Source organism: Methylobacillus sp., from assembly GCF_036844465.1.
Classification (GTDB): Bacteria; Pseudomonadota; Gammaproteobacteria; order Burkholderiales; family Methylophilaceae; genus Methylobacillus.
This window is the reverse complement of sequence record NZ_DAIUFW010000026.1, coordinates 1-9,291: the sequence shown is the minus strand read 5'-3', so window position 1 is coordinate 9,291 and position 9,291 is coordinate 1. Positions and strand designations below refer to the sequence as shown.

Genomic DNA, 9,291 nt, shown 5'->3' with positions numbered 1-9,291 from the left:
CGAATTGGTAAACCCAATCCATATATAGGTCATATTCAGCCTGGTGCAGCTTGACGCCCGGCAGGCTGGCGCGAAAACGCTCTTCTTCCTTGCTGATATGTGCTTGCGCCTTGATCAAGGCACGCACAGGCGTGGTGGTTTCACCCATCTTCACGGAGCTGCCATCCTCGTGATAAGTGCTGCCAAAGCCAACAGTGGGCCTATCATTCTTGGTCGGGATGATGGCCTTACCCGTATAGCCTTCGCTCACCACAATACCAACAAATGCGCTTGCGGATAGGGTAAGCGTAGCAGCGAGCATCCTGACCTTAGTCATCCTTATTCACCTTTTCCAGTTCCGGCGACACATCATCCCGGCGATGATACTCAAGCCCGAGCAGTCGTTGCACTGTCCTGGTTTCGAATATGCGGATCAGCGTCCAAATAATGGTAAGTGCGGCCGCAATATGAGGCAGCCAGGAAAGCAGGCTACTCACACCAACGCCGATTGATATGGCATCCCCGATTGTTTTTTGATGTTCTGGTAAATTCATTGATTTCCCCGATAAAAAATTAAGGCCATGGGTAGCTGATGATGACGATGCCGGATGCTCCATCTCCACCGCCGCCAGAAATATCTCCACCGCCTCCTCCGCTTCCTGTTCCTGCAGTAGCATTGCCACCTTTGCCGGTTGTTGATGCAGTACCACCTCCGGCCCCGGGCGTACCGGATGTTGACCAGTGCCGCCACCACTCGCGCCAGTTATGGGCGAGCCGGTTCATAGCTGAATCCCCGAAGCTTGGATAAACAGGTTATCTAAATCTTCACTAGATAGGCTTAATGCGGTAGCTGCTCCGTTGAGAAATGGACTTGTGCGTTGCCAGTGCGTTGTGTCGTTCAGCGCGACTAAGGCCAGCGCCTTTTCCTGCGGGTCGGTGATGCTATCTACGTAGGCCAGAACATCATCCCACAAACCCTCCATAATCAGCGCGGCCTTACCTTGGGCGCGGGTTACTTGTTGCGGGACGTAGGGCGGAGCAGGCGGTGGATCGGCGAGCACAGGGAATCCGTTTTCGTCGGCTGTGATTTGCTTGCCTTCGGATTGCACTTGCAGCAGGGCCGCGTGTTGTTCTGGCGTGATTGCGACAGCATCGGAAGGGATATTGTCGCCGTTAATTTCACGGCTGTAGAAGCCGCCTGTTTGTTTTGAATAATAGAACATTTTTTCTCCTTAGTAGCCAATGGCGATCCAGTTAAAAACAACAGGTGCAGAGGCAGAGTGGTTCAGTTTGAACCCAGTCCAAGGCGAGGTCCCTTCAACTGAGTAATAAACTTGTGTCAGGCCAGACCCAAAACCTGGGACAACGGACACCCTCACATTTATTGGGAACGTTACAGGGAATAAGATTGTTTGGCCGCTAGCGACGCTATTCGATCCCCACTGAATAATCAGTCCACCCGGCAGCTTCTGATAGCCGTTGGAAGCAAGATTCTGATTAGCCCCACCAAACGCCGCCGACAACTTCGCAGGCGTCAGCGCCACGTTATCAGCAGTCATTGCCTGCGCCTGCGCAGTAGTGGCAAAATTAACAGACAGCGCCCTGTTGGCTGAAAGATCACCTCCGCCGGTGAGTCCCGATCCAGCTATGATTTGCCTTGTCTGCGGAACCGACCCCGCTATCCTGCTGTCATTTCCTTCCATGACAGTCCCGGCGGTTGTGCCGAACTGAACAGACAGCGTCCTGTTTTGTGTAAGTGTTCCGCCGCCAGTCAGTCCTGCGCCAGCCAGGATAGATACGCCAGAATTTGCTTTTGCGTCCCCACTCCAAGGCGCCCAAGATGTTCCGACCGCTGATGGATTAGTATTAAAGTTATCTGTGTTGTTATCAACAACGCTCACATAAGCACGTAGACCATCATCAGATTGAAGAACATCGCCAATCGAGTACGGCCCGTGCGCGTCATCCCACTTGTACTGCCCCCCGCCTTGCGTGTGGAAAATATGCTGAGACAGTGCGTTTAGAACGCCGTTGAAGTTCTGCCCACGCGGAGGAATCCCGCCCGATGCAAGTGGCTGCATGGTTACTTGCGGGAATCCCGTACTCCACGTTGCATCTTGCGGAACCGTGGGGGTAGTGGCGGGGATAGGTTCAATGGTTCCAGGCGTTGCGTTCTCCGCAAACGGCATTGGAATTAAATCAGGTTGCGCCATTGTAGAATGTTCCTTGTCCAAATGGTTGTAGGCCAGAGCCATCAAAGCCGAAAGTGCTTGATTCGTCTAAATCAATAATAACGCTAACGTCCACCCCGCATGGCCTCGGCAGAATATCCGTATTGTAAACGATATGCCGCTCAAATTGATTTAAATAAAACTCGAAAACGTATCGACCTTGCATGTGGCCGGTGATTAAAAAATAGCACGGCTTGTTGAATACGGCGCGCATCAAAATATTGATATTCGGCGCTGTGGCATAAACAATATTCGCCATAGCCTTGATTAGTATTAGCGGTCTATAAGCATCATCCGCTAATTCCCATGCGTCGTTAGCGTTACCTGCTGCGCTGAACGGGCGCTCGTTGAACGGATAAAACCCACCCTCGAAGCCGAAATACTCGCCTTCTGGGTTAGGAAAGTAAACCGTTCTGCCAATGCCAACAATTCTCCCCCATATATCCAAGCCTTGTGTATTCGCGGTAGGGATGGACATAATGAGGTTAAAGTAATCCTCATTGAACTTGGTAGGGTCAATGGCACCCCATAAGTCATTGATTATGCGCAACAGCCTGGGGCTATTGGCATATTGGCTCATGATCGTTTGCTGAATGTTCATACTTGCTCAACCGAGATATTCGCAAGAGAGGTGACGGGAAACTGGTCAACGCCGAATGTAATGTAGTCTTCCCATGTGGTGCCGTCCGTTGACACTTCAATTTTAATCGGCCTTATGTTTCGGTCAATGCTACACATGAACGCCGATGCGATAACGGTTCCAGCGATTCGAGCGCGGTTTTCTCCCGAGATGAACTGATCGATAATAGACTGCTTTGCAGCAGAAAGCGCCACAAACGAAACTGCGGTTATGTCTGCAACAAGAATTCTAAAATACGTAGTGATGTGCGTTGGCCGCAAAAACGTCACAAGGTATTCGGGAGGGAAAGCATTACCGCTATCTGTGTCAAAGTATACTACGTCAGTATTGCCAACGAATGAGCAGCCTGTGCCGCCCTTGATTAATATCTGCTTTGCGATCTCTTGGTTATTTCCGCCCACCACAGACACCAGCAGCGAATTGCGAATCATCGAATAATTCGTTTCTCCGACAGTAATCGTGTTATCCGTCGGGTTGTCAATCACAAATGCGTCGATCACTCCGGATATGTCAGCCACCGCGCCATAGACAGAATTGTTCATGTTTTTACTGTTCTTGGCTACTGATGCGGCACGACGCAATTCGAAGTCAACCCGCGATTCCTCATCGGAACCCGGCGCGGCTGCTGCGGGATTTTCGACCCTGTCCAGATCTTCGATGGTTTGCTTGAACGTGGTAATGGTTAAGGGCGCGGCGTAGATAGGCCCCGGCGTTAAGCAATAGGCCTCAACCGTTGCAGATCCCCCCGCGTCCACGGTAGCTTGCCCATTGGTTGCCCATTCGTTTCCTGCGTCGTCAATAACAATAAACCCATCCGGGATTACAACTCCGGGCAATCCAATGAACGATAACATCACGACAGAACTCGTCTCGACGCGGCGATTAATGAAGTAAATTGCTCCAAGCGCTTCTTGCCACACGCCAGTGGCATAACGAGGGTCAAGCTGGTTTCCTAGCTCGATCATCGAATCGTTGTTATCCACTAGGGCTGCCGTCAATGACGTAACCAATTGCCCCTGCGGTGTGCGCGGGTCTGGGTTTAAATCTTGTCCGAATGCATCGCGGAACATTTGCCACAGAGCGTTACTCAACTCTTGCCGAGTCGGAGGAATCATGCCGGTATTGGTAAACTGGATGCGTGGAATCATAGCGATATTTGGCCTTGCTGGTCTTGATCATTCGTAAATGCAATGTACCCGGTGGCTTGACGCTGTGCATTCAATCCGATCTCAGCTTGAGCGGACACTACGCCAGGAACGGATTTTGCGGCCTCTTCCAAGTGCATTTTGTATAGTGCTAGCGGGAAGCCTTTGGTGCCTAGAATGCTCTGGAAGTAGGGTATTCCTGCTTGCGTATCATAATACAAATCACCCACAAACGTACGCCCCGCGCTGGCAATGTCCTGCGCTTGCTGATACGTACTGGTAGCCGTCGCAATATTGCCGCTTACGTCTAGTGTTAAGTCCCAAATATCCGGGAGCAAAAAAAGTGTCCGCATTACATGTCCTGATTAGGAGTTCCGGTTGTGCCGCCACTGTCGCCTGGGTGAGTATGGCTATTATATACCGCTCTCATGCTCGCCATGGATTGTGGTTGCGTCCCCGAATTGTCGGTAATATTACCCGTGGCCATTATGTCGCAATTCACCTGCATTAATGACGCGTCCACGGTAAACGGGCCGGTAGCCTGCAAGTGTATGCCAGACTCTAAAAAATGAATAAACTGCGATGGAGCGCCGTTCAGCAAGCCGCCAATATATAGGCCGTCAGACTGGTCGAACTGGCGCAAAGAGGGCGGCGGCCCTTGCGTTTTGCTGCGCTTGGCCTCGCTTATGTCGCGCCGTGCGAATATGGCTATGCCAATGTCGCCCGGTTTCGGGTCGATAACGATTGCGTTAGCGCCGCCCTGCAACCGGAAGTAGGGCATATTCGCCATTGGCGCGTTAGGTATCCCCTCGTTGTTGCCGTTCATCTGTTGCAGCAAGTCAGTCGCCGTCAGAAAACCAACAGGGCCAGTACCGCCTGCCTGCACTGCATCCACGCGAACAATGGTTGCAGTGTAATTGCGGCCCATCATCCGAGTAATGATGGCCTCCATTTGCAGCGGGCCGTCTACGGCTTCCTCGGGTCGGAATGGTTTGTTTAGTGTCGTCATCGGCTGATCGCTGTGTTGTTAGGCTCGTTGTGTGTGGCACGGACGTCAATAAACCACGCGCCCCCCGGCAGTTCTGATTCTAACTGAATCGTGGTGCCGAATACACGCCAATCGCCATTTGTGGTTTCCATCAAACTGTCTTGAATCCTGATTAGGCCACCGAACCGAATCATCGGGTCGTATAAACATCTCAAATCTACGCCTTGAATCGTCGGAACCGGGTATCCGATCAAGCCTGTTTTAGGAGTGATTAATGGGACGCGAATGTTCCTGGGCGCGCCTTGTCGAGTAATTGTGATCGAGCGATTTTCTATATACAGATCAATCTGATAGTCGCGGCACAACTTGCGGATTTTGTTTAAATCCGTGTCGCCCATCGTGGTGTCGCCCATGGTCAGGCTTGCAGGCACCCCGTTATTCTCAAACATATACCCTATACCATTGCACAGCGACTCAATCGCTTGCACTACCGGCGTGCCTGCCGCAAACATGCGCTGCGGAGATGGGCTGTACGCTTCATAAATAGCGGTGATGCTGCGGATTCGCAAAGACACGTTCGGAGCATTGCTGGTGTCGATATAGGCGAACGTGATGTTCCCTTCGTACACCGTATGAAACTCACCAGCCTCACCCGCCTCAATCCTGATCGTATTCAGCATGGAGTTAATATCTTGCCACCTGACGCGCATCAGCTTGTGCATTACATCCAAGCGCAAGCCGTAGATGATGATCTCAGCATGAGGCATGACCGCGCCGCCGCCGAACTGTATATTGCAGATGGTACGCAAACCTTCTGCAATTATTTGGTTAGAGTCATCATCGAACCTGTCATTAACAAGCGTGATGGTGGATCGAACAATCTTTTTATCCATTGTCTTTCAGCAACAAGAATCGCGTCCCTAGCTGCTCGTATGTGGGATCTTCTACGCCTTCGGTATCCACCATAATAAACCCATCTGGCAAGGGGGCGTAAGATCGAAGAACTCGATTATTAACTAGGTTTTCACCATCTTTCCATGCGGTAATATAAAGGCTGCCACGCCGAAGGTTAACTTCTAGGGCATATTCTTCCTCTTCGAACTGGAAGGAAAGCCGCTGATTGGGGATGGAAGCCAGGGGTATAACAATCACTGGAATATTCCTTGAGATGCGTTGCGGACTTCATTTATTAAGCCCCCTACGGTTTCTACTACACCGTTAATAACTCTCACACCACGGACAAGCCAAGACTCATTCACCTCGGTCGGTTGAACTTCGCCCATATCCCGAGTCTGCGTGTCAGCCGGATTCTCCACCTCGACGGCTTCGTACCTGACGGACGATTCACGGATCTCTTGAAGCTCAATCGTCGCCGCTATCATTCGAGCGCCGTTTTGTGGTTCTCGCACATAGTCATAGCCGACAATCGTGGCATTTGTATGTACGTACTCGGGCGTCACGACATGGTAAAGCAAAGTAGAGCGCGATATTGCCTCAAGCTGCGCAATAAAAGCCCCCCGCATGGTTGCGTTGCCGCCACCTCTTATCATCGTCACAGATGCTTTATACGGGTTTTGCACCTTGTTGTAATCGGTAAACGATCCGCGTTCTACGGGTGCCGAGGATACCTCGCTGGAATTGCTGTACTTGACGGAGTAGACCGTATCTGCCAGGAGAATGGGAGCACCAAATTGGCTAAAAACCCCCCACTGATTGCCAAAAATCATGTTGATGGCGAATGCGCCACCAAAACCTATGAGCGCGTCTAGGCCGCTTACTTCAAGCCCCTTAAACCCAGGAATGTCTGGAAGCCCATCGATCATTGTATGCCCCCGGCCAATTGATTCAGCATTTCATTGCTTTGCTTAACTCCTGCGGCCACCCCCTCAGAGGTTGCGGCTGGGAGTGTAGTTGCGGATGTCTGCACGTTGACGCTTCCGATATTAACTTCCATGCTGCGGCTACCGCCTCCTGTTCCACCGCCTGCGCCTACAAAACCGCTAGACATGCTGCGAGCCTCAATGGCCGACATTTTACCTAAAACATCTCTCGCATAGGCGTCATTGTTTTTTCCCCATCTCTTTCGATTCGGGCCGCCGTGGTGGTGTCTGATTGCTTCTTCTATGGTGTCTCCCTTATCCAACCGTTGGCGCAATTGCATTGCCGCTGCATCCAGTGACTGCAATGGGTCGCGCGGGTCAATACCAAGCGCTTTTGCCGTGGCCGGGATGTACTGGAACATGCCGGTTGCCTGCGTCTCTTCGTTGTAGGCGTTTGGGTTAAACCTAGATTCCTGGTGCGCCATGGCGATTAAAGCCGCCACCGGAACATTGTGCTTCTCCGCTGCAATCTCGAACTCTGGCAGAAGCTCAGGCGCGGGCATAAAGCGATCCCCGCCAGTCGCCGGGGCAGGTGATTTCGGGGCAGCTGATTGTTCGCCGCCAAACAGCCGGTTAAGTTTCCGGTTTCCCCATCCGCGCAACCTACGAACGGCTGCTGCCGCGGATTGGTCAGATTCTGGGTCAACGCCAAATGTGAGATCAATAGCGCCCGCGGCGCGCTCGGCCACAAACCCGGTGACATCATACCCTGCCTTCATCGCGAGTCCTGGAACGTCCATTAGCCTGCTCGCTGCTTCGCTCCACTTGCCCTCAATCATCAGGGACACCACATCGACCAGCGCTTTCAGTAGCGGCACGGATTCGATGGCGTCTTTAGCCAAGCCCTTTATTGCTTTACCAAGGTTTCGTACAGCAATGCCGTTTTCATCGATAAGGCCCTTGGACTTGGCCCAATCAAACAAAGCATTGCCTGCTTCGGCCCAGGTTTTATAGCCAGTCAGTAAATGCGTAAACCCCGTTGCTAGACCGTCAACAGAAAAGTGAGCCTTATTTATCCACCCGACAAAACCGCTCCAATCAAACAGGGACTTGCCGCCTTCGGCCCACGTTTTATAGTCGTCGTACAGCGCGGCGAAGCCAAGCGCGAGTATGCCTACGGCAGCGCCAGCGGCCAGCACTGGGGCGACAAACGCCAACATCGCTAGAGCGCCCTTGACCAGCAACGGGATTAGCACTACGCCCAACGCTATAGCCATCCCCTCGAAGAAATTTTTAACCGTTCTTTCGTTTCGATGAAGGTATTCCAGCCATCCTGAGACAATCTTTGTCATGCGCAACAGGTGAGGGATGATAGCGTTGCCGATGATTGTTTTTAGCCCTTCCCATTGCTTGCTAAGGAACACCTGCGCCTTGTTTAGCTCTCGACTAGCATCCAGCTCGGCCTGCGTAGACACGTAAAGCGTCTTTTGCATATCGAGCATCTCTTGCATTGCGTCACGGCCTTGAATCAGGGCATTGGCTACGCCATCGTCAAGCCCCATAGCAGATGCAATCGCATACGCCCGTTGCGGATCCATGCGCGATAACGAATCTGCCATGTCCAGCAGAATGTCGTCCATCTCCCGCACATTGCCTGCGGCATTCGTAACGCCCACGCCAAGGGCACCAAAAAACGGTATCAGTGAGTCATTGCCCATGATTACCATTTCTTGTATGCCCTGATTCAGGCTCTTGATCGTATTGACTGCTTGCGCATTTGTGCCGCCAAGCGCAGCGACGGCATTATCTAGTTTCGTGACATCGCTAGCAGCCATGCCCAGGCGCTGAGAAAGAAACCGCAATTGGTCATTGGCATCAGCTATGTTTGTAGCCAAGCGCTGAATGGCGTTTGATCCAGTGATAACAGCAAAGAATCCCACCAAGCGCCGTGTAGCGGTCGCCAGCGTCTTTAGCTTGCTTTCTAACTGCTTGTTTGCTGCGGCAACGTCGTCGCCAAGGCTATCGAACCCGTCTCCGGTTTCTCGGGCAGCTTTTTCGGTATCTTTGAGCGATTGCCGAAGCTTTTTATCAATAGCCTCGGCTTGCCCAGCTTGAGCGCGGAACTTGTCAAGCTCCACCTCAATCCGCATTACTAATTCTTCAACGGTTACCGAGTTCATTCTTCAACCCTTCTAAAAGTGCCTTGTTGTGCTCGGCCACACGATGGAATTCAATGAGTGTTATTGCGTCCTCTAGCGTCAGTTGTGAATCCAGTTCTGCGTATGTCGCCAAGCCGTGATACAGGATATAGTACGCTTCTTTGGATAAGTTTTCACAACTTGCAAATGCCGACTCATTCAACGGTATTTGCAACCCGTCGTTTTCGATTACTGGGTAACGCCTGCCATTAAAAAATCGAGATTAATCTTAATGGCCTCGATGCGCCCTTCGATGCCGCGGTTGTCGAACACGGTGCCCCGGTCCGCAC

The 9,291-nt window shown here is 51.9% G+C and carries 13 protein-coding genes; all 13 read right to left on the bottom strand.

All coding sequences use genetic code 11. The features are described from left to right. Nucleotides 1-316: glycoside hydrolase family protein (locus tag V7Z75_RS13770; RefSeq protein ID WP_442919921.1), on the bottom strand; the 316-nt coding region annotated here is incomplete at its 3' end. Further along, on the bottom strand, nucleotides 309-656 hold the full coding sequence (locus V7Z75_RS13765) for a hypothetical protein (RefSeq protein WP_334109225.1): 348 nt from the start codon (nucleotides 654-656) through the stop codon (nucleotides 309-311). The genes V7Z75_RS13765 and V7Z75_RS13770, both read right to left, overlap by 8 nt. Further along, nucleotides 553-762 (bottom strand): hypothetical protein, encoded by a 210-nt coding sequence (locus tag V7Z75_RS14210; protein ID WP_442919920.1) that lies wholly within the window; start codon nucleotides 760-762, stop codon nucleotides 553-555. Before V7Z75_RS14210 ends, V7Z75_RS13765 begins: the two co-directional genes overlap by 104 nt. Further along, the gene (locus V7Z75_RS13760; RefSeq protein WP_334109224.1) at nucleotides 759-1,202 is read right to left on the bottom strand and encodes a hypothetical protein; all 444 of its coding nucleotides are present in this window, start codon (nucleotides 1,200-1,202) and stop codon (nucleotides 759-761) included. The genes V7Z75_RS14210 and V7Z75_RS13760 overlap by 4 nt, the downstream gene beginning before the upstream one ends. 9 nt (nucleotides 1,203-1,211) lie before the next feature. Next, complete coding sequence (locus V7Z75_RS13755; protein ID WP_334109223.1) at nucleotides 1,212-2,192, bottom strand: gp53-like domain-containing protein; 981 nt, start codon at nucleotides 2,190-2,192, stop codon at nucleotides 1,212-1,214. Beyond that, complete coding sequence (locus tag V7Z75_RS13750) at nucleotides 2,179-2,790, bottom strand: DUF2612 domain-containing protein (RefSeq protein WP_334109222.1); 612 nt, start codon at nucleotides 2,788-2,790, stop codon at nucleotides 2,179-2,181. Before V7Z75_RS13750 ends, V7Z75_RS13755 begins: the two co-directional genes overlap by 14 nt. Before the next feature lie 17 nt (nucleotides 2,791-2,807). Then, nucleotides 2,808-3,998 (bottom strand): baseplate J/gp47 family protein, encoded by a 1,191-nt coding sequence (locus tag V7Z75_RS13745; RefSeq protein ID WP_334109221.1) that lies wholly within the window; start codon nucleotides 3,996-3,998, stop codon nucleotides 2,808-2,810. Then, nucleotides 3,995-4,348, bottom strand: coding sequence for a hypothetical protein (locus tag V7Z75_RS13740; protein ID WP_334109220.1), 354 nt, complete (start codon nucleotides 4,346-4,348; stop codon nucleotides 3,995-3,997). Before V7Z75_RS13740 ends, V7Z75_RS13745 begins: the two co-directional genes overlap by 4 nt. Further along, complete coding sequence (locus tag V7Z75_RS13735) at nucleotides 4,348-5,004, bottom strand: hypothetical protein (protein ID WP_334109219.1); 657 nt, start codon at nucleotides 5,002-5,004, stop codon at nucleotides 4,348-4,350. Before V7Z75_RS13735 ends, V7Z75_RS13740 begins: the two co-directional genes overlap by 1 nt. Next, the gene (locus tag V7Z75_RS13730; protein WP_334109218.1) at nucleotides 5,001-5,876 is read right to left on the bottom strand and encodes a baseplate hub protein; all 876 of its coding nucleotides are present in this window, start codon (nucleotides 5,874-5,876) and stop codon (nucleotides 5,001-5,003) included. The genes V7Z75_RS13735 and V7Z75_RS13730 overlap by 4 nt, the downstream gene beginning before the upstream one ends. Then, nucleotides 5,869-6,135: a phage baseplate plug family protein gene (locus V7Z75_RS13725; RefSeq protein ID WP_334109217.1), complete on the bottom strand. Its 267-nt coding sequence runs from the start codon at nucleotides 6,133-6,135 to the stop codon at nucleotides 5,869-5,871. Before V7Z75_RS13725 ends, V7Z75_RS13730 begins: the two co-directional genes overlap by 8 nt. Next, nucleotides 6,132-6,806 (bottom strand): phage baseplate protein, encoded by a 675-nt coding sequence (locus V7Z75_RS13720; RefSeq protein WP_334109216.1) that lies wholly within the window; start codon nucleotides 6,804-6,806, stop codon nucleotides 6,132-6,134. The genes V7Z75_RS13725 and V7Z75_RS13720 overlap by 4 nt, the downstream gene beginning before the upstream one ends. Further along, nucleotides 6,803-8,983: a lytic transglycosylase domain-containing protein gene (locus tag V7Z75_RS13715; protein ID WP_334109215.1), complete on the bottom strand. Its 2,181-nt coding sequence runs from the start codon at nucleotides 8,981-8,983 to the stop codon at nucleotides 6,803-6,805. Before V7Z75_RS13715 ends, V7Z75_RS13720 begins: the two co-directional genes overlap by 4 nt. Between the last annotated feature and the right edge of the window lie 308 nt (nucleotides 8,984-9,291).